19 protein-coding genes are annotated in these 18,707 nt (G+C 68.1%); 11 read left to right on the top strand and 8 right to left on the bottom strand.

Going from position 1 to position 18,707, the window contains the following annotated elements; all coding sequences use genetic code 11:
• Positions 1-64 precede the first annotated feature (64 nt).
• The gene (locus tag A5753_RS20985; RefSeq protein ID WP_067132803.1) at positions 65-991 is read left to right on the top strand and encodes a heme o synthase; all 927 of its coding nucleotides are present in this window, start codon (positions 65-67) and stop codon (positions 989-991) included.
• 128 nt (positions 992-1,119) lie between these two features.
• Here the strand turns inward: A5753_RS20985 and A5753_RS20980 are convergent, their stop codons facing one another.
• Positions 1,120-2,094, bottom strand: coding sequence for a quinone oxidoreductase (locus tag A5753_RS20980; RefSeq protein WP_067133147.1), 975 nt, complete (start codon positions 2,092-2,094; stop codon positions 1,120-1,122).
• 19 nt (positions 2,095-2,113) lie between these two features.
• Here A5753_RS20980 and A5753_RS20975 point away from each other — a divergent pair, with 19 nt between their 5' ends.
• Entirely contained in the window at positions 2,114-2,779 is a 666-nt protein-coding gene (locus tag A5753_RS20975; RefSeq protein ID WP_067132800.1) for a hypothetical protein, read from the top strand.
• Here A5753_RS20975 and A5753_RS20970 read toward each other — a convergent pair.
• From A5753_RS20970 to mptB, 4 genes are all read right to left on the bottom strand, one after another.
• Positions 2,729-3,682, bottom strand: coding sequence for a heme A synthase (locus tag A5753_RS20970; RefSeq protein ID WP_067132797.1), 954 nt, complete (start codon positions 3,680-3,682; stop codon positions 2,729-2,731). The two genes, A5753_RS20975 and A5753_RS20970, sit on opposite strands and share 51 nt — an antisense overlap.
• Before the next feature lie 138 nt (positions 3,683-3,820).
• Positions 3,821-4,531 carry an ABC transporter permease gene (locus A5753_RS20965; RefSeq protein ID WP_231990132.1) on the bottom strand — a complete coding sequence of 237 codons (711 nt, stop codon included), beginning with the start codon at positions 4,529-4,531 and terminating at the stop codon, positions 3,821-3,823.
• Between the two features lie 77 nt (positions 4,532-4,608).
• On the bottom strand, positions 4,609-5,574 hold the full coding sequence (locus A5753_RS20960; protein WP_067132791.1) for an ABC transporter ATP-binding protein: 966 nt from the start codon (positions 5,572-5,574) through the stop codon (positions 4,609-4,611).
• On the bottom strand, positions 5,571-7,274 hold the full coding sequence (gene mptB / locus A5753_RS20955) for a polyprenol phosphomannose-dependent alpha 1,6 mannosyltransferase MptB (protein ID WP_067132787.1): 1,704 nt from the start codon (positions 7,272-7,274) through the stop codon (positions 5,571-5,573). The genes A5753_RS20960 and mptB overlap by 4 nt, the downstream gene beginning before the upstream one ends.
• Positions 7,275-7,343: 69 nt before the next feature.
• On the opposite strand from mptB, the gene A5753_RS20950 reads away from it, so the two are divergent.
• The 7 genes from A5753_RS20950 to A5753_RS20920 are packed head-to-tail and all read left to right on the top strand — an operon-like array spanning position 7,344 to position 13,680.
• Positions 7,344-8,156, top strand: a complete 813-nt coding sequence (locus A5753_RS20950) for a metalloregulator ArsR/SmtB family transcription factor (RefSeq protein WP_156656185.1) — start codon at positions 7,344-7,346, stop codon at positions 8,154-8,156.
• Positions 8,153-9,601: a Fe-S cluster assembly protein SufB gene (gene sufB, locus A5753_RS20945; RefSeq protein WP_067132782.1), complete on the top strand. Its 1,449-nt coding sequence runs from the start codon at positions 8,153-8,155 to the stop codon at positions 9,599-9,601. Before A5753_RS20950 ends, sufB begins: the two co-directional genes overlap by 4 nt.
• On the top strand, positions 9,601-10,794 hold the full coding sequence (gene sufD, locus A5753_RS20940; RefSeq protein ID WP_067132779.1) for a Fe-S cluster assembly protein SufD: 1,194 nt from the start codon (positions 9,601-9,603) through the stop codon (positions 10,792-10,794). The genes sufB and sufD overlap by 1 nt, the downstream gene beginning before the upstream one ends.
• Positions 10,791-11,597 (top strand): Fe-S cluster assembly ATPase SufC, encoded by an 807-nt coding sequence (sufC, locus tag A5753_RS20935; protein ID WP_067132776.1) that lies wholly within the window; start codon positions 10,791-10,793, stop codon positions 11,595-11,597. The genes sufD and sufC overlap by 4 nt, the downstream gene beginning before the upstream one ends.
• A 1-nt stretch (position 11,598) precedes the next feature.
• A complete protein-coding gene (locus A5753_RS20930) occupies positions 11,599-12,861 on the top strand; it encodes a cysteine desulfurase (RefSeq protein ID WP_067132774.1) in 1,263 nt (420 codons plus the stop codon).
• Positions 12,858-13,358: a Fe-S cluster assembly sulfur transfer protein SufU gene (gene sufU / locus A5753_RS20925; protein WP_156656184.1), complete on the top strand. Its 501-nt coding sequence runs from the start codon at positions 12,858-12,860 to the stop codon at positions 13,356-13,358. Before A5753_RS20930 ends, sufU begins: the two co-directional genes overlap by 4 nt.
• Positions 13,333-13,680, top strand: a complete 348-nt coding sequence (locus A5753_RS20920; RefSeq protein ID WP_067132768.1) for a metal-sulfur cluster assembly factor — start codon at positions 13,333-13,335, stop codon at positions 13,678-13,680. Before sufU ends, A5753_RS20920 begins: the two co-directional genes overlap by 26 nt.
• A gap of 42 nt (positions 13,681-13,722) precedes the next feature.
• On the opposite strand, the gene A5753_RS20915 is transcribed toward A5753_RS20920, so the two are convergent.
• The 3 genes from A5753_RS20915 to A5753_RS20900 all read right to left on the bottom strand — a co-directional run bounded on the left by A5753_RS20915 (position 13,723) and on the right by A5753_RS20900 (position 17,272).
• On the bottom strand, positions 13,723-14,463 hold the full coding sequence (locus A5753_RS20915; protein WP_067133144.1) for a DUF5666 domain-containing protein: 741 nt from the start codon (positions 14,461-14,463) through the stop codon (positions 13,723-13,725).
• A gap of 120 nt (positions 14,464-14,583) precedes the next feature.
• Complete coding sequence (locus A5753_RS25260) at positions 14,584-15,372, bottom strand: DUF5666 domain-containing protein (protein WP_197694761.1); 789 nt, start codon at positions 15,370-15,372, stop codon at positions 14,584-14,586.
• 73 nt (positions 15,373-15,445) lie between these two features.
• A complete protein-coding gene (locus A5753_RS20900; protein ID WP_067132758.1) occupies positions 15,446-17,272 on the bottom strand; it encodes an acyl-CoA dehydrogenase in 1,827 nt (608 codons plus the stop codon).
• Between the two features lie 196 nt (positions 17,273-17,468).
• Between A5753_RS20900 and trxA the strand changes: the two genes are divergently transcribed.
• Entirely contained in the window at positions 17,469-17,804 is a 336-nt protein-coding gene (gene trxA, locus A5753_RS20895; protein ID WP_067132756.1) for a thioredoxin, read from the top strand.
• 82 nt (positions 17,805-17,886) lie between these two features.
• Positions 17,887-18,696 carry an enoyl-CoA hydratase gene (locus A5753_RS20890; RefSeq protein ID WP_067132752.1) on the top strand — a complete coding sequence of 270 codons (810 nt, stop codon included), beginning with the start codon at positions 17,887-17,889 and terminating at the stop codon, positions 18,694-18,696.
• The last annotated feature ends 11 nt before the right edge of the window (positions 18,697-18,707 follow it).

Genomic DNA, 18,707 nt, shown 5'->3' with positions numbered 1-18,707 from the left:
CAACCCGGTCTACCATCGTGTGTAGTAGATGCTGCGCGCCGCTGCGACCCCGAGGAGTTATTGCGTGAGCGTTCGCGGGCGCGTCGCGCCGAGCCGATTGCCAAGCCGAATACAAGGCACGGTGCTGGCTTATCTGGCGCTGACCAAGCCGCGGGTCATCGAATTGCTGCTCGTCACCGCGATCCCGGCGATGTTGCTGGCCCAGCGTGGCACCGTGAACCCGCTGCTGATCGTCAACACGCTGATCGGCGGAATGCTGGCCGCCGGGGGCGCGAACACCCTCAACTGTGTGGCCGACGCGGACATCGACAAGGTGATGAAGCGTACGGCCCGCCGGCCGCTGGCCCGTGCCGCGGTGCCCACACGCAACGCCCTGGTGCTCGGCCTGGTGCTGACGGTGGCTTCGTTCTTCTGGCTGTGGTGGACGACGAACCTGCTGTCCGGACTGCTGGCCCTGGCGACGATCGCGTTCTATGTGTTCATCTACACCCTGCTGCTCAAGCGGCGCACCTCGCAGAACGTGGTGTGGGGCGGCGCGGCCGGCTGCATGCCGGTGATGATCGGCTGGTCGGCCGTCACCGGCACCATTGGGTGGCCCGCGCTGGTCATGTTCGCCATCATTTTCTTCTGGACACCGCCGCACACCTGGGCGCTGGCGATGCGCTACAAGGACGACTACAAAGCGGCGGGCGTGCCGATGCTGCCGGCCGTGGCGACCGAGCGTCAGGTGACCAAGCAGATCCTGATCTACACCTGGCTGACGGTGTTGGCCACGCTGGCGCTGGCGCTGGCGACGGGCTGGCTGTACGCGGCGGTCGCCGTGGTGGCCGGGATGTGGTTCCTGGCGATGGCCCACCAGCTGTACGCCGGGGTCCGCGCCGGCGAGCCGGTCAAGCCGTTGCGGTTGTTCTTGCAATCGAACAACTATCTGGCCGTGGTGTTCTGCGCGCTGGCCGTGGACTCGGCCATCGGCCTGCCGCACCTGTTCTGACTGTCGCCGCGACCGGGCTGCCTGCCACACCTGCCACTCCTGTCTGTCGCTCAAAGGCGGGCAAATGGCTAATGCCCCCGCGGCGAGATCACTGTGGCCGGCGGGATCACTGCGGCTCGTGATTCCCCTCAGGGCAGCAGCACGATCGAGCCCGCCGTCCTGCGGCCCTGCAGATCCTGGTGGGCGCGGGCAGCTTCGACCAGCGGGTAGCGCCCGCCCACCTCGACGGTGATGTCGCCGCCGGCGATCGCGGCGAACAATTCCTCTGCCCGCCAGCTGAATTCCTGCGCGGTCTGGACGAAATGCGCCAGCGACGGCCGGGTCAAGAACACCGACCCGGCCGCATTGAGGCGCTGCGGGTCGAACGGCGCAACGGGTCCGCTGGCCGCTCCGAAGAGCGCCAGGGTGCCCCGAATGGCCAGGCTGGCCAGGCTGGCGTCGAAGGTGGTCGCGCCCACGCCGTCGTACACGGCGGCCACCCCGGCGCCGTCGGTCAACGAACGGATCCGGTCGCCGAACGCCGCGGGATCGTCGGGGTAGGGGAGCACCTCGTCGGCGCCGGCGCGGCGGGACAGCCGCTCCTTCTCCGGGGTCGAGACCGTGGTGATCACCCGCACACCCAGCAGGTGAGCCCACTGGGTCAGGATCAGGCCGACGCCGCCCGCGCCGGCGTGCACCAGCACCGTGTCGCCCGCCTGCACCGGATACACCGACCTCAACAGATAATGCGCGGTCAGCCCCTTCAGCAGGGCCGAGGCCGCCACGTCGGCGGTCACGCCGTCGGGCAGCTCGGCGGTCAAATATGCTGGGGCCGTAGCGTACTCGGCATACCCTCCGGACGCTGCCGCACTGACCACGCGGTCGCCGACGTTGAACCCGTCGACGCCGTCGCCCAGGGCTTCGATGGTGCCGGCCAATTCCGAGCCGAGGATGAACGGCAACGCCCGCGGGTATTGCCCGGAGCGGAAATAGGTGTCGATGTAGTTGACGCCGATGGCCTCCGCCTTGATCAGCACCTCACCCGCTCCCGGCGTCGGCGCGGCCGTATCGACGTAGCGCAGCACCTCGGGGCCGCCGGTTTCGCTGACTTCGATTGCGTGCATCTGCTTATCATGCCCGGGCATGAAGCTCGCTCGCCCGGACGTCTTCCATCCCCGCATCGTGTTGGCGGGGCCGGCCGACGGCGCGGACAGGACAGCGGACGACGCCGGTCTGGTGGGCGCGCTACGGCGGCGCGGGCTGCACGCGCGCCGGCTGCCCTGGGACGACCCGGATACCGCCAGCGCAGATCTGGTGATCCTGCGAGCAGCCGCGGGCAACCCGGATCGGCGCGACGAATTCCTGTCGTGGGCACGGCGGGTGCGCCACCTGCTCAACCCGCCCGGAGCGGTGGCTTGGAACCTCGATGAGCGGTACTTGAGCGACCTCGAGGACGACGGGGTGCCGACGAGCGGGCCGGGCACGATTCCCGAGGCGGCGCTGATCTTCCTGGGGGGCGAGCAGTCACACGCCTGGCCGGTCGAGCCGGAGTTCGAGTCGTGGGACGTCGGCTACGCCGCGCTGGCCGCGGCCGCCGGGCGCGCCGGCATTGGGGCGCGGGAGTTGCTCTTCGCGCGTGCCGATGTGGCCGGGGCACGGCTCGTCGGGCTCGACCTGGTCGCGCCCTCATTGGGTTGGCGCCGGCTGGACACCGCGGCCCGCGAACTCGCCCAGCGCCGGTTCGCGCTGGCGTTGGAGTCAGCTTGCGAGCGGCTCGGCCTCGGCCCGCTCTCGCATCGAAGCCCATAGCGCCGCGGTGGCCGCGGTGCAGGCCGCGGCCCCGGCCACGTGCAGGGCGACCAGCACGGCCGGAACCCCGGTGTAGTACTGCGCGGTGCCGACCCCTGCTTGGGCGAACACCAGTACCACCAGCACCCCCAGCCGCAGCAGCACGGGCCGGGCGGCACGCACGGCCAGCAGCCCGAAGCCCAGCCCCACCAGCAGCGACAGGTAGGCGATCAGCAGCGAGGAGTGCAGGTGCACCAGGGTGTCGACTTCGACTTTCAGCCGCGGCACCGTCCGGGTGGGGCTGCGATCGCCCGCGTGCGGGCCGGCGGCCGTCACCAGCGTGCCGGTGACCAGCACCGCCGCCAGGTTCAGGGCGGAGAGCGCGGTCAGCGCGCGCAGCGGCCGGACCACTCGCTCGCGAACCGCGCCGTCGTCGGGTTCGCCGATTTTCACGTACAGCAGCACCGCCAGCCACACCATCGTCATCGACGTCAGCAGGTGGATGGCCACCGTCCACCACAGCAGCCCGGTGCGCACGGTGATGCCGCCGATCACCGCCTGCACGACCGTCGACACCGGCATCAGCCAGGCGTAGACCAGCACCTCGCGCCGTCGCCGCGCCCGGGTCACGGCCAGCACGGCCAGCGCCGCGGTGATCACCACCGCGAAGGTGACCATCCGATTGCCGAATTCGACGGCCTGATGAATGCGCGGCACCTCGGCGTGCGCCACCGGAACGAAGCTGCCCGGAAAGCACTGCGGCCAGGTGGGACAGCCCAGGCCCGAGGCGGTGACGCGGACGATCGCGCCGGTGATGGCGATGCCGCCCTGAGTCAAGATGACCAACGCGGCGATCAGGCGCTGCACACCCGGGCTGGGGTTGGGGAGCAGGTCCACCACGCGCATCAGCATCCGTCCAAGCATTGCCCGATGGTATGCGAACAAAAACTACAGCCCGTAGTAAGCCCGGCCGCTCGCGAGACTTAAACCACGCACACAGGGTGCGGCGTGTCGTGGGCGTGGTTTAAGTGTCGTGCCGCGGCGGCCAGCGACGCACGAACGTCAGGTGAAGCGGAACCAGCGCAGCGCGCTGAGCGCGCCCACCGCGCCCCATGCCACCAGAACGACCATTCCGAACCAGTCCACCGACATGGTCATCGCCTGCGAGAGCGCCTCGGTGAGCGCGCCGGATGGAGTCAGCCGGGCGGCCAGCTTCACTGCCGTCGGGGTGATCCCGGTTTCCAGGGTCAGCGCGCCGAGGCCCGCGAAGACAAACCACATCAGGTTGGCGACCGCGAGCACGATCTCGGCGCGCAGCGTCCCGCCGAGCAGCAGCCCCAGCGCCGCGAAGACCACGGTGCCCAGCGCGATGACCGCCGCGCCCAGCGCCAGGGCCGCCGGCGTGGGTCGCCAGCCCAGCGCGAAACCGATGGCGCCCAACAGGATTGCCTGTAGGAACACCACGGTGACCACCGCAAGAGACTTGCCCGCGATGATGCCCCACACCGGAAGTGGCGTGGCGCCAAGCCGTTTCAAAGCGCCGTAGCGCCGATCGAAGGCGACCGCGATCGCCTGACCGGTGAACGCCGTCGAGATGACCGCCAGCGCCATGATGACCGGAGTGAAGGTCGCCGCGCGGTGCTGGCCGAACAAGCCGAGCGGTAGCAGCGTGAGCCCAACCAGCAGCGTGATCGGGATGAACATGGTCAGCAGCAGCTGTTCGCCGTTGCGCAGCAGCAGCTTGAGTTCCAAACCGAATTGCGCGGCAAGCATTTTCGGCACCGCGCTGGGCCGCGGATCGGGAGCGAAGGTGCCCGCGGGGAAGGTGTTCGATCCGGTCGCGTTGTCCGTCAAGGCCGTAACTTCCTGCCGGTGAGGTCGAGGAACACGTCCTCGAGGCTGCGTTGCTCGACGCGCATGTCGGTGGCCAGGACGTCGATCCGAGCGCACCACGCCGTGACGGTTGCCAGCACCTGGGGGTCGACGTGCCCCTCCACCAGGTACTCGCCCGGCGTCAACTCGGTGGCTTTGTAGTCCTCCGGCAGCGCGGCGGACAGCAACGACAAATCGAGGCGTGGCGGCGCGCTGAATCGCAACTGGTCCTTGGCCCCGCTGCGCATCAGCTCGGCGGGCGTACCGGAGGCGACCGTGACGCCGTGATCGACGATGACCAGCCGGTCGGCGAGCTCCTCGGCCTCCTTGAGCTGGTGCGTGGTCAGCACCACCGTCACGCCATCGCGGCGCAGGGCGTCGATCAGCTCCCAGACCAGCAACCGGGCGTGCGCGTCCATGCCCGCGGTGGGCTCGTCGAGAAACACCAGTTCGGGGCGGCCGACCAGCGCGCACGCCAGCGCCAGCCGCTGCTGCTGGCCGCCGGAGAGCCGGCGGTAGGTGGTACGGGCGGCATCGGTGAGGCCCAGCGTGTCCAACAGCCACGCGGGGTCCAGCGGGTCGGCGGCGTAGGCCGCCACCAGGTTCAGCATCTCTCCCGCGCGGGCCGCGGGGTAGCCGCCGCCGCCCTGCAGCATCACCCCGATGCGGGCCCGCAGCCGCGCGTTGTCGGCGATCGGGTCCAGGCCGAGCACCTCGATGGTGCCGGCGTCCGGGCGCACGAAGCCCTCGCACATCTCGACCGTCGTGGTCTTCCCGGCGCCGTTGGGGCCCAGCAGAGCCAGCACCTCGGCGGCGTGCACCTCGAGATCGAGGTTGGCGACGGCCTCCACAGCCGTCGCGCCGGATCCGTATTTCTTGGTGACCCCGCGCAGCCGCACCACTACGTCAGGGGATTCGCGTGATTCTGGAAAGGCCGAGCTCACGTGGAATCAGCGTAGGCGTCGCGTGCCGGCGCGGGCTGGGGGGGCGACGGTGTGACCGGCGTCGCGGCCGTGTCGATGCCGGGTTGGCCGTCGGCCTCGGCGCCCTGAGCCGGTGGGCGGCGCCACGGCAACCGCGAGTAGGACAACCCGATGAGCGCGACGACGATGACCGTGCTGGCCAGGGTGGCGTCGATGATCTGGAACAGCGCGAATCGGTCGCCGTTGGCGGTGGGGCCGAAGATCCCGACGACCAGGCTGATGACGATGGCCGCCACCCGAAAGCCGGTGCGGGTCGCCCACGCGGCCAGCGGGATGATCGCCCACAGCAAATACCACGGCTGCACCACGGGGAACAACAGCACCGTGATACCCAGCGCGACACCCAGCCCGCCGATCGGGTGCAGGCGGCCGCGGAAGACGGCCAGCAGCAGCCAGGCCACCATCACGGTGATGATCAGCACGCCGATCCCACGGGTCAGCCCCAGCACCGCGGTGGTGTGATCACCCAGGCCCAGCAGGATGCCCACCTGCCCGGTGCCGAGCGCCAGCAGGGTGGGTGGTGACATCCAGCTGCGCACCACATTCGCGGTGCCCAGCGTGTAGATCCAGCCGAAGCCCAGCCCGCTGGCCGAGCCGACCAGCGCCATCACCGCCAGCGACAGCGCCGCCATGCAGCCGCCCGCCACCGCCAGGGCGCGCAGGGTGCCGCCGCACCGGTAGGCCAGCGCCATCGTGACGAAGCCCAGCGCCAGCAGCGACGGCAGCTTCACCTGCGACGACAACACGATCAGCACGGCGCCGGCCGCCAGCATGCCGAGCGGTTCCCAGTCCGCGGCCATATTCCAGGAGGAGGGCAGCAGCCGCGGCGCGTCGATGCCGCGCAGCGCGAATTCGGCCCCGGCCAGCATCAGGCCCAGCATCAGCGCCTCGTTGTGCACGCCGGCCACCAAATGCATGATCAGCAGCGGATTGGCCGCCCCCAGCCACAGCGCGCTGACCTCGGCGACGCCGCAGCGCCGGGCCAGCCGTGGTGTCGCCCAGACGATCAGTCCGACGCCCACCAACTCGACCAGCCGGTGACACAGCACGGCGGCGACGATGTTCTCGCCGGTGATCGCCGAGATGCCGCGCCCGATCCACAAGAACAGCGGACCGTACGGTGCGGGCGTCTCGCGCCACAGCGTCGGCACCGACAGCGTGAAGATGTGGGACAGGCCGAGCCCCGAGGCCGGGCCCACCCGGTACGGGTCCAGACCCTCGAGCGAGATCTGGCTCTGCGCCAGATAGGAATAGACGTCCTTGCTGTACATCGGTGGGGCGATGAGCAGCGGCAGCACCCACAGCAGCAGGGTGCGGTCCAGGTCGCCGCGTGACATCCGCCGGTTTCCCAGGGCGAACCGGCCGAGCATTAACCAGGCCAGCGCCATCATGACCGCGCCGGTGGTCGTCATGGTCAACGACACCGTCTGGATCCGCGATGGCAGGTTGAGCAGCCGGACCCCGAACGTGGGGTCCTGGACGACGGGCCGCGCGCCCGCGCCGAGCGCGCCGATCGCCATCACCACCGTGCCGGTCGCGCCGAACAGGCGGATGCGGCGCAGGGCGGTGAGCTCGGTATTGTTCAGCGGCGAGCCCACTGCTTGCTCGTCGCCGTGCAGACTCGCGATCGATGAGCTCAGCGTGTGGTGGCGGGCTGCCATCAGAGCAGCCTAGCCGCCGTTCCAGCTGGCTCTGCGGTGTGAGCAGCGCAACGCCAGGACAGGGGACCCTTGCTAGACCGATCCCGGGAATTGCGTCACACTGGTGTTGTGAAAATCCGAACCAGCCTCGATGGGGCCACTGGGGGCGGCGCCGTCGCTCCCCGCGTGGCGGACGTCGGCGCGCCGGTGACGGATGGCCACACCCGCCGCGCGATCGTGCGCCTGCTGCTGGAGTCCGGGTCGATCACTGCCGGCGAGATCGGTGACCGGCTGGGCCTGGCGGCCGCCGGCGTGCGACGCCACCTCGACGCCCTGATCGAGGCCGGGGATGCCGAGTCCACGGCGGCCGCGGCGTGGCAGCAGGTGGGGCGCGGGCGTCCCGCCAAGCGCTACCGGCTGACCGCGGCCGGGCGGGCCAAGCTCGACCACGCCTACGACGACCTGGCGGCGGCGGCCATGCGGCAGCTCCGCGAGATCGGTGGTGAAGAGGCGGTGCAGGCCTTCGCCCGGCAGCGCATCGACACCATCCTCGCCGACGTTCCCGCGGCCGACAGCGCGGCGGACCCCGACGTCGAGGCCGCGGCCGACCGGATCGCCACCGCGCTGACCAAGGCCGGCTACGTCACCACCACCACGCAGGTCGGCGGGCCGATTCACGGCGTGCAGATCTGCCAGCATCATTGCCCGGTGTCGCACGTCGCCGAGGAATTCCCCGAGCTGTGCGAGGCCGAACAGCAGGCCATGGCCGAGGTGCTGGGGACCCACGTCCAGCGGTTGGCGACCATCGTCAACGGCGACTGCGCCTGCACCACGCACGTACCCCTGACCCAGGCGCCCAGCCCGCGCCACGACACCACGAGCATCAAAGGAGCGTCTCGATGACACTCACACCCGAGGCCAGCAAGACGGCCACCGCGCCGCTGACTCAAGAAGAGGCGATCGCCTCCCTGGGGCGGTACGGCTACGGCTGGTCGGACTCCGACGTCGCCGGGGCCAGCGCCCAGCGCGGGTTGTCCGAGGCCGTTGTCCGCGACATCTCGGCGAAGAAGAACGAGCCCGAGTGGATGCTGCAGACCCGGCTGAAGGCGCTGCGCATCTTCGACCGCAAGCCGATGCCGAACTGGGGCTCGAACCTTCAGGGCATCGACTTCGACAACATCAAGTACTTCGTGCGCTCCAGCGAGAAGCAGGCGGCGACGTGGGACGACTTGCCCGAGGACATCCGCAACACCTATGACCGGCTGGGCATCCCGGAAGCCGAGAAGCAGCGGCTGGTCTCCGGCGTCGCGGCCCAGTACGAGTCCGAGGTCGTCTACCACTCCATCCGTGAAGACCTGGAAAAGCAGGGCGTCATCTTCCAGGACACCGACACTGCGCTGCGCGAACACCCCGAGATCTTCCAGGAGTACTTCGGCACTGTGATCCCGGCCGGGGACAACAAGTTCTCCGCGCTGAACACCGCGGTGTGGAGCGGCGGCTCGTTCATCTACGTTCCGAAGGGGGTGCACGTCGACATCCCGCTGCAGGCCTACTTCCGGATCAACACCGAGAACATGGGCCAGTTCGAGCGGACGCTGATCATCGCCGACGAGGGCTCCTACGTGCACTACGTCGAGGGCTGTACCGCGCCGATCTACAAGTCGGATTCGCTGCACTCGGCGGTGGTCGAGATCATCGTGAAACCCCATGCGCGCGTTCGCTACACGACGATCCAGAACTGGTCGGGCAACGTCTACAACCTGGTCACCAAGCGGGCCCGCGCCGAGGCCGGCGCCACCATGGAGTGGGTCGACGGCAACATCGGATCGAAGGTCACCATGAAGTACCCGGCGGTCTGGATGACCGGCGAGCACGCCAAGGGGGAGGTGCTCTCGGTCGCTTTCGCCGGCGAGGACCAGCACCAGGACACCGGCGCGAAGATGCTGCACCTGGCGCCGAACACGTCGAGCAACATCGTGTCCAAGTCCGTCGCGCGCGGTGGCGGTCGCACCTCCTACCGCGGCCTGGTGCAGGTGAACAAGGGCGCGCACGGATCGCGCTCCAGCGTGAAATGCGATGCGCTGCTGGTCGATACGATCAGCCGCAGCGACACCTACCCCTACGTCGACATCCGCGAGGACGACGTCACCATGGGCCACGAGGCAACCGTGTCCAAGGTCAGCGAGAACCAGCTGTTCTACCTGATGAGCCGCGGCCTGACCGAGGACGAGGCCATGGCCATGGTCGTCCGCGGCTTCGTCGAGCCGATCGCCAAAGAGCTGCCGATGGAATACGCGCTGGAGCTCAACCGGCTGATCGAGCTGCAGATGGAAGGTGCGGTCGGCTAGTGACGGGATTGACCGAGGCGGTTGAGGGTTCGGCCCTCGCCGCTGCCAACAAGGGCGAGCTGTTCTCCTCGTTCGAGGTGGATGCGTTCGAGGTTCCGCACGGGCGCGACGAAATCTGGCGGTTCACCCCGCTGCGCCGGCTGCGTGGCCTGCACGACGGCTCGGCGCTCGCCACCGCCAAGGCCGGGATCAGCGTTACCGAACGGCCCGGCCTGCGGGTCGAGACCGTCCCCCGCGGCGACGAGCGGCTAGGCCAGGGCGGCGCCCCCACCGATCGGGTTGCCGCGCAAGCGTTTTCGTCGTTCAACTCTGCGACGCTGGTCACCGTCGAGCGCGACACCCGCATCGCCGAGCCGATCGGCATCGCCGTGACCGGCCCCGGCGAGGGCGCGGTGGCCTACGGGCACCTGCAGATCCGAGTCGCCGAGCTCGCCGAGGTCGTCGTCGTCATCGACCAGCGGGGCAGCGGAACCTACGCCGACAACGTGGAATTCGTCGTCGACGACGCCGCCCGTCTCACCGTGGTGTGGCTCGCCGACTGGGCCGACGACGCGGTGCACGTCAGCATGCACCACGCCAAGCTGGGCAAGGACGCGGTGCTGCGCCACGTCGCCGTCACGCTCGGCGGCGAGGTGGTGCGGCTGACGGCCAACGTGCGGTATACCGCCCCGGGCGGGGACGCCGAGCTGCTTGGCCTGTACTTCGCCGACGACGGCCAGCACCTGGAATCGCGGCTGCTGGTGGATCACGCGCGGCCCGACTGCAAGTCGAACGTGTTGTACAAGGGTGCGCTGCAAGGCAATCCGGATTCCGCGCTGCCCGACGCGCACACCGTCTGGATCGGCGACGTGTTGATCCGCGCCGAAGCCACCGGCACCGACACCTTTGAGGTGAACCGCAACCTGGTGCTGACCGACGGGGCACGCGCGGACTCGGTGCCCAACCTGGAGATTGAGACGGGCGAGATCGTCGGGGCCGGACATGCCAGTGCCACCGGCCGCTTCGACGACGAGCAACTGTTCTACCTACGCTCCCGCGGCATTCCCGAGGAGCAGGCTCGCCGCCTGGTGATCCGCGGCTTCTTCGCCGAAATGATCTCCAAGATCGGGGTGCCCGAGATCCGGGAACGCCTGACCGCAGCCATCGAACACGAACTGGCCTTAACGGAAAAGACGGAAACAACAGCCTCATGACCACTCTGGAAATCAAGGACCTACACGTCAGCGTCGTCAACCCGAACGGCGCCGAATCCGAGCGCGAGATCCCCATCCTCAACGGCGTCGACCTGACGGTGAAATCCGGTGAGACACATGCCCTGATGGGCCCCAACGGTTCGGGCAAGTCGACGCTGTCCTACGCCATCGCCGGTCACCCCAAGTACACGGTGACCTCTGGCTCCATCACGCTGGACGGTGAGGATGTGCTGGCGATGAGCATCGACGAGCGCGCCCGGGCCGGAATCTTTTTGGCCATGCAGTATCCCGTCGAGGTGCCCGGCGTCTCGGTGTCGAACTTCCTGCGCTCAGCGGCGACCGCCGTGCGCGGTGAAGCCCCGAAGCTGCGGCACTGGGTCAAAGAGGTCAAGGGGGCGATGGGCTCGCTCGAGATCGACCCCGCCTTCGCCGAGCGCAGCGTCAACGAGGGTTTCTCCGGCGGCGAGAAGAAGCGCCACGAGATCCTGCAGCTGGAGCTCCTCAAGCCCAAGATCGCCATCCTCGACGAGACCGACTCCGGGCTCGACGTCGACGCCCTGCGCGTAGTCAGCGAGGGCGTGAACCGCTACGCCGAGGCCGAGGATGGTGGCGTCCTGCTGATCACGCACTACACCCGCATCCTGCGCTACATCCACCCCGAATACGTGCACGTGTTCGTCGGCGGGCGCATCGCCGAATCCGGCGGTCCCGAGCTGGCCGACGAGCTCGAGCAGAACGGCTACGTGCGCTTCTCCCCCGCAAGCGGGAGGGGTCCCCAGCAGGCGGCGTCAGCGAAGGCCTGACATGACTCGGCCTGATGCGGCGGCTTCCGCTCTCGATCTCGCGGCCATCCGCGCCGATTTCCCCATCCTCAAGCGCGTCATGCGCAGCGGAAACCCGCTGGCGTACCTGGATTCCGGTGCGACGTCGCAGCGGCCGCTGCAGGTGCTCGACGCCGAGCGGGAGTTTTTGCTGACCTCCAACGGCGCGGTGCACCGCGGTGCGCACCAGCTGATGGAGGAGGCCACCGACGCCTACGAGCAGGGGCGCGCGGACGTCGCGGCGTTCGTCGGCGCCGAGTGCGACGAGCTGGTATTCACCAAGAACGCCACCGAGGCGCTCAACCTGGTGTCGTATGTGCTGGGGGACAAGCGTTTCGAGCGTGCCGTCGGGCCCGGCGATGTCATCGTCACCACCGAGCTCGAGCACCACGCCAACCTGGTTCCCTGGCAGGAACTCGCCCGGCGCACCGGGGCGACCCTGCGCTGGTATGGCGTCACGGACGACGGGCGCATCGACCTCGATTCGCTGAAGCTCGACGAATGCGTCAAAGTCGTCGCTTTCACCCATCATTCGAACGTGACCGGTGCGGTGGCGCCGGTGGACGACCTGGTCAGCCGGGCACGGGCCGTGGGCGCCCTGACCGTGCTGGACGCCTGCCAGTCGGTGCCCCACCAGCCCGTCGACTTCCACGCCCTCAACGTGGACTTTGCCGCCTTCTCGGGACATAAGATGCTTGGCCCCAACGGCATTGGCGTCCTGTATGGACGCCGCGAGGTGCTGTCGGCCCTGCCGCCGTTCTTGACCGGCGGCTCCATGATCGAGGCCGTGACCATGGAAGCGTCCACCTACGCTTCCGTGCCGCAGCGGTTCGAGGCCGGCACTCCGATGACGTCGCAGGTGGTCGGATTGGGCGCGGCCACCCGCTATCTCAGCGACATCGGCATGGCGTCGGTGCAGGCCCACGAGCAGGACCTAGTCGCCGCGGCCATCGACGGCCTGTCCGGCATCGACGCCGTGCGCATCGTCGGGCCGGTGTCCATGGAGAACCGCGCCTCGCCGGTCTCTTTCGTCGTCGACGGCGTGCACGCCCACGACGTCGGGCAGGTGCTCGACGACGAGGGCGTCGCGGTGCGGGTCGGGCACCACTGCGCCATGCCGCTGCACCGCCGGTTCGGCGTGGCGGCCACCGCGCGGGCGTCCTTCGGGGTGTACAACACCGACGAGGAGGTCGAGCGCTTGGTAGCCGGCGTGCGCCGCGTTCTGGATTTCTTTGGGAGAGGCTGACATTGCGTCTCGAGCAGATGTATCAGGACGTGATCCTGGACCACTACAAGCGCCCGCAGCACCGCGGGCTGCGCGAGCCGTTCGGCGCCGAGGTGTTTCACGTCAACCCGGTCTGCGGTGACGAGGTCACGCTGCGGGTCGCGCTGTCCGAGGACGGCGAAACCGTTGCCGACGTGTCCTATGACGGGCAGGGCTGCTCGATCAGCCAGGCGGCGACCTCGGTGCTCACCCAGCAGGTGATCGGTCAAAGCGTCGATGAGGCGCTCAAGACCATTGCCGCGTTCACCGAGATGGTGTCCTCGCGCGGCACCATCGAGGGCGACGAGGACGTGCTGGGCGACGGGATCGCGTTTGCCGGGGTGGCCAAATACCCCGCCCGGGTGAAATGCGCCCTGCTGGGCTGGATGGCTTTCAAAGATGCTTTGGCCAAGGCCTATTCGGGCCAAGGTGCGGACTTGTCAGGAGGTACAGATGAACGACACCACCGCGCAGGATGACGAATTCCTCGCCGACCTCGAGGAGGCGATGCGTGACGTCGTGGACCCCGAACTCGGCATCAACGTCGTCGATCTGGGACTCGTCTACGGGCTGAACGTCGAGGCGGGTGACGACGGGACCGTCGCCCTGATCGATATGACGCTGACGTCGGCGGCTTGCCCGCTGACCGATGTCATCGAAGACCAGTCACGCAGCGCGCTGGTGGGGGCCGGCTTGGTGGACGACCTGCGGATCAACTGGGTGTGGAACCCGCCGTGGGGCCCGGACAAGATCACCGAGGACGGCCGCGAGCAGCTGCGCGCCCTCGGCTTCACCGTCTGAGTCCGGCTTTCGCGCTCTACGCGCTGTCCTCGTCTCAGGCCGCTAGACGTGGATGTGAGGGAGGTGAGGTAGGTGCAGGTGCGGGTGTGGGCGTCCCATCGGCGGGCAGGCCTCCACACTGATCATCGCGGCGTGTAAAACGCCGCCATCCTGAATCCCTTGAGCCCCAATGCATTTGCCGTTCGTGATCGCCTGGGTGTCCGACGGGGTCTGCCGCTGGTATGAGGTGGAGTCGGCGACGGTCACGTTGGTGGAGGCTCCCGGACCGCCGGCGCCCAGGCCGTTGACCGTGATTGTGTTGCCCGACACCGAGGACACCGTGCCGTAGAAGCCGACCGGCGGCGGGCACTTGCCGTCCGCGCCGGCGGTGATGGTCACCGTCTGCGCGGTAATGGACCCGGGGGGCGGTGCGCTCTGCGGCGTGGCTTTGACATTCACGCAGCTGCCCGGCGTCACATCCGCCAGCTTCGCCGGGGTGACGTCCATGACAATGGTCTGGGGCGTGTAGTCCACCGTCGCGGAGCCGGTCCGCGTGCGAAGCGCGACCGTTTGACCCGAATTCGACTGCACCATGCCCTCGACGTAGTCCTTGGCAACCGGAGGTGGTGGGGGTGGGGGCGCCGGCGGCGGTGCGGCGCTGGGAGCCGCACTCGGCGGGACCGCGGTGACGGCGGGCGGCGCGCTGGTGTTCGACGTGTCGTGCGAGGAGCCGCACATGGCCACCCACACAGCGATGAAGGCAATGACTACGCCGAGCGCGATCTGGGTCCGCCGGGTCTTCAACAAGGCAGGCACAGATCTCATCTCCGATCATGCATTTCGCCGCCCCCAGCAATTACCCCCGCCGGGCACGGTTTTCACACCGCGTCCGGCGGGAGTGACGGCAATCTCAGTCAGCCGGGTTCAGCCACCGTGGCCGGGCTGCTTGGGCTTGCCGCACTTGCCGTCCACGGCCTGCCGTAGCTTGATGCTCGTCGCCTGCAGCGCGCCGCCGTTCTCTTGAGTTCCGCGCGCGGACAGGCATTTGCCCGGTGTGATCGCGTCGGTTTTAGCGGACGACTGCTTGGTGTATTTGGTCTTGTCATCGACCGTCACGGTCGTTTGCGTGGTGTTGCCGCTTGGATCGGTGTTGGTCAGGTTGATGGTGTTACCGGACACCGAGGCCACCGAGCCGCGGACCCAGGCCGGCTTCGTGGGCGCATTCGACGGGGGGAGAGACGGCGGCGTGGTGGTGGAACCGCCGGGCGCGGACTGCGGCGGCTTCGGGCACGCACCGTTGACGGACTCGCTGATCTTCACCGACGCGGCCGTGACCGCCTGGCCGGGCGCCGACCCCTCCGTCGGCTTCACGCTGAGGCAGCTGCCCGGGGTGACGTCGGGCAGCCCGGCCGGAACGGCCTCGGTGACCTTGGTGGTCGAGGTGAAGTTGACCGACGCGGTGGAGTTGTCTTCCTTGGTGACCTGAATGGAGTTGCCCGCCACCGAGGCGATCAGACCGCTGACGCGCGCTTCGGCATTGGGGGTGGATGACGTCGTCGTCGACGTGACGGTGGAGGTCGACGTGGAGGTGGAGGTGGAGGTGGAACTGGAATTGTTCGAAGAGCCGCAGGCGGACAGGGACAATGCGGTGGCTCCCGCGACCGCGAATACGGCAAAGCGAGCGAGCCGGGGCGCTTGACAGCTGGCAGACATCAACGTTTCTCCATTCGTCGGTTAAAGCCAACGTAATGGTTACCCGTTTAAACTGTGCCTAAGCTGTGGGCCCTCAGAACGCTTCTTCGGCCAGGTTCATGATCTCGTCGTCGATGGCCTCGATGACGCCGCGCAGCGAGGTCAGCTGCGGCAGCATGTTCCTGGCGAAGAAACCCGCGGTCGCGATCTTGCCCCGATAGAACGCGTCGTCGTGCTGAGCGCCGTTCGCCAGCGCGCGGGTGGCGACGTCGGCCTGCACCAACAGTCGCCAGCCGATCAGCAGATCGCCGACCGCGAGCAGGTAACGCACCGATCCCAGGCCCACCTTGTAAATCTCGCCGGGTTGTTGTGCCGCGGACATCAGGTAACTGGTCAACGTGCCCGTCATCGCCGTCACGTCGTCGTACGCGGTCTGCACCAGCTGGGCGATCGGCTTGAGCGCCTCGTCACAGCTGTCGATGGACGCCGTGATCTGAGTCGTCAAAAACTGCAGGGCCTCACCCCGGTCGCGCACGATCTTGCGGAAGAAGAAGTCGAGCGCCTGGATGGCGGTGGTGCCCTCGTAGAGCGAATCGATCTTGGAATCGCGGATGTATTGCTCGAGCGGATAGTCGGCCAAAAAGCCCGAACCGCCCAGCGTCTGCAGCGACTCGGTCAGCACCTCGTAGGCGCGCTCCGAGCTCACCCCCTTGACGATCGGAAGTAACAGGTCGTCGATCCGGTGCGCCATCCCCGGATCGGCACCCGAGACCCGTTGCGCCACAACGGCATCCTGATGGGCGGCGGCGTACATGTAGAGCGCCCGCAGGCCCTCGGCGTAGGCCTTCTGGATCATCAGGCTGCGACGCACGTCGGGATGGTGAATGATCGTGACCCGCGGCGCGGTCTTGTCGGACATCTGCGTCATGTCCGCGCCCTGCACGCGCTCCTTGGCGAAGGCCAGCGCGTTCAGGTAGCCCGTGGACAGGGTGCCGGTGGCCTTGACGCCAATCGTCATGCGCGCGTGCTCGATCACGGTGAACATCTGCGCGATGCCCCGGTGCACGTCGCCGACGAGGTAACCGACCGCGGGCACATCCGTTGCGCCGAAAGTCAATTCGCACGTGGGGGAGGACTTGATGCCCATCTTGTGTTCCACGCCGGTGACGTAAACGCCGTTGCGGGGGCCGAGTTCGAAGGTGTCCGGATCGAACAGGAAGTTGGGCACGTAGAACAGACTCAGCCCCTTGGTGCCCGGACCGGCGCCCTCGGGGCGGGCCAGCACCAGGTGGAAGATGTTCTCGGCGGTGTCACCCACGTCGCCGCCGGAGATGAAGCGCTTGACCCCCTCGATGTGCCATGTGCCGTCGGCTTGTTCGACGGCTTTGGCGCGGCCGGCGCCGACGTCGGAGCCCGCGTCGGGTTCGGTGAGCACCATGGTGGCGGCCCAGCCCCGCTCCACACCATGAGCGGCCCATTGCCTCTGCTGCTCGGTGCCCTCGACGTACAACGCGTTAGACATGACCGGGCCCAGATTGAAGAAATTCGCCGAAGGGTTGGCGCAAATGAGCATTTCGTTGACCGCCCACGCCAGCGGCGGCGGGGCGGCCATGCCGCCGATGTCTTCGGCCAGACCCAGCCGCCACCAACCGGCCTCCTTGAGCGCCGCCACCGTCTTGACCAGCTCGTCGGGGACGGTGATTTTGTGCTCGGCCGGGTCGAATACCGGCGGATTGCGGTCGGCGAAGGCGAAGGTTTCGGCCACCGGACCTTCGGCGAGGCGCGCGGCTTCGGCCAAGATAGTGCGGACCGTGTCCGTATCGAGGTCGCTGTAGCCGCCCGTGCCGAGGACGGCGCCGACATCGAGGACCTCGAAAAGGTTGAACTCGAGATCACGAACGTTAGCGATGTAGTGGCTCAAGGCGATTCCCTCACTGATCCTGAAAACGGCGGATCCTCAGGCTCAGTCTGTCCGACGCCGGAAAACGTACGCAACCGTAACCAGCGACGGCCGGGTAGGGCGCCGTGCGCCGGTAGCTGCGCGTACGCCGACAGCCGTATTCCGAACGCCTACTGCATCGGGGAACACGGCGTCGGCGCCGGGCGTTACGGCAAATGTGACAACACTTGATCTCACCGCGGAGAAGTTCAACGAAACCATCGAGGGCAACGACATCGTGCTCGTCGACTTCTGGGCGTCCTGGTGCGGTCCCTGCCGCCAGTTCGGCCCAACTTTTGCGGCGTCATCGGAGAAACACCCCGACATCGTGCACGCCAAAGTCGACACCGAGGCCGAGCAGCAGCTGGCCGCGGCCGCCCAGATCCGGTCCATCCCCACGCTGATGGCCTTCAAGAAGGGCAAACTGCTGTTCAATCAGCCCGGAGCCCTGCCGCCAGCCGCCCTGGAGGATCTGGTCCAGCAAGTCCGCGCGTTCGACGTCTCGGAAGTTTAGGGCCGCCGGGGCCCGGCAGCCCCGGCGAGGCCCACACCGCGCTGGGGCGAAATCACGGCTAGCTACGCGCTAGGTTGCATGGGTGAGTTTGGTACTGGTAGATCACCCGCGACCCGGCGTCGCCCTGATAACCCTGAATCGGCCCGAGCGGATGAACTCGATGGCGTTCGACGTCATGCTTCCCCTCAAAGAGGCCCTGGAAAAGGTCACCTACGACAATTCGGTGCGGGTGGTCGTGCTGACCGGGGCGGGCCGCGGCTTTTCCTCCGGCGCCGACCACAAGTCCGCCGGCTCGGTGCCCCACGTGGAGGGGCTGACCCGCCCCACCTATGCGCTGCGCTCGATGGAGATCCTCGACGAGGTGATCCTGGCGCTGCGCCGGTTGCACCAACCGGTGATCGCCGCGGTCAACGGCCCCGCCATCGGCGGCGGCTTGTGCCTGGCTCTGGCCGCCGACATTCGGGTGGCCTCGACCAGCGCGTACTTTCGTGCCGCCGGCATCAACAACGGGCTGACCGCCAGCGAACTGGGCCTGTCTTACCTGTTGCCGCGTGCCATCGGGTCGTCACGCGCGTTCGAGATCATGCTGACCGGTCGTGACGTCACCGCCGAGGAGGCCGAGCGCATCGGGCTGGTGTCCTGCCAGGTGCCCGCGGAACAACTGCTGGACACCTGCTACGCGATCGCCGCGCGGATATCGGCCTTCTCGCGGCCGGGCATCGAGTTGACCAAGCGCACGCTGTGGAGTGGACTGGACGCCGGTAGCCTGGAAGGGCACATGCAAGCCGAAGGCTTGGGACAGCTTTTCGTCCGCCTGCTCACCGCCAACTTCGAAGAAGCGGTTGCCGCGCGCGCAGAACGACGACCACCGGTGTTCACCGACGACAAATAGGCGTCTTTTCA

This window comes from Mycobacterium sp. 852002-51971_SCH5477799-a (genome assembly GCF_001667145.1).
GTDB lineage: Bacteria > Actinomycetota > Actinomycetes > Mycobacteriales > Mycobacteriaceae > Mycobacterium.
Note: the sequence above shows the minus strand (reverse complement) of the source record. Positions and strands in the feature narration are given on the sequence as shown.

Excerpts from the sequence above, each read along its gene's own strand:
- A5753_RS20980 (WP_067133147.1), bottom strand. The coding sequence starts at position 2,094 with ATGCACGCAATCGAAGTCAGCGAAACCGGCGGCCCCGAGGTGCTGCGC.
- A5753_RS20975 (WP_067132800.1), top strand. The coding sequence starts at position 2,114 with ATGAAGCTCGCTCGCCCGGACGTCTTCCATCCCCGCATCGTGTTGGCG.
- A5753_RS20970 (WP_067132797.1), bottom strand. The coding sequence starts at position 3,682 with ATGCTTGGACGGATGCTGATGCGCGTGGTGGACCTGCTCCCCAACCCC.
- A5753_RS20965 (WP_231990132.1), bottom strand. The coding sequence starts at position 4,531 with ATGCTTGCCGCGCAATTCGGTTTGGAACTCAAGCTGCTGCTGCGCAAC.
- mptB (WP_067132787.1), bottom strand. The coding sequence starts at position 7,274 with ATGGCAGCCCGCCACCACACGCTGAGCTCATCGATCGCGAGTCTGCAC.
- sufB (WP_067132782.1), top strand. The coding sequence starts at position 8,153 with ATGACACTCACACCCGAGGCCAGCAAGACGGCCACCGCGCCGCTGACT.
- sufC (WP_067132776.1), top strand. The coding sequence starts at position 10,791 with ATGACCACTCTGGAAATCAAGGACCTACACGTCAGCGTCGTCAACCCG.
- A5753_RS20930 (WP_067132774.1), top strand. The coding sequence starts at position 11,599 with ATGACTCGGCCTGATGCGGCGGCTTCCGCTCTCGATCTCGCGGCCATC.
- A5753_RS20920 (WP_067132768.1), top strand. The coding sequence starts at position 13,333 with ATGAACGACACCACCGCGCAGGATGACGAATTCCTCGCCGACCTCGAG.
- A5753_RS25260 (WP_197694761.1), bottom strand. The coding sequence starts at position 15,372 with ATGTCTGCCAGCTGTCAAGCGCCCCGGCTCGCTCGCTTTGCCGTATTC.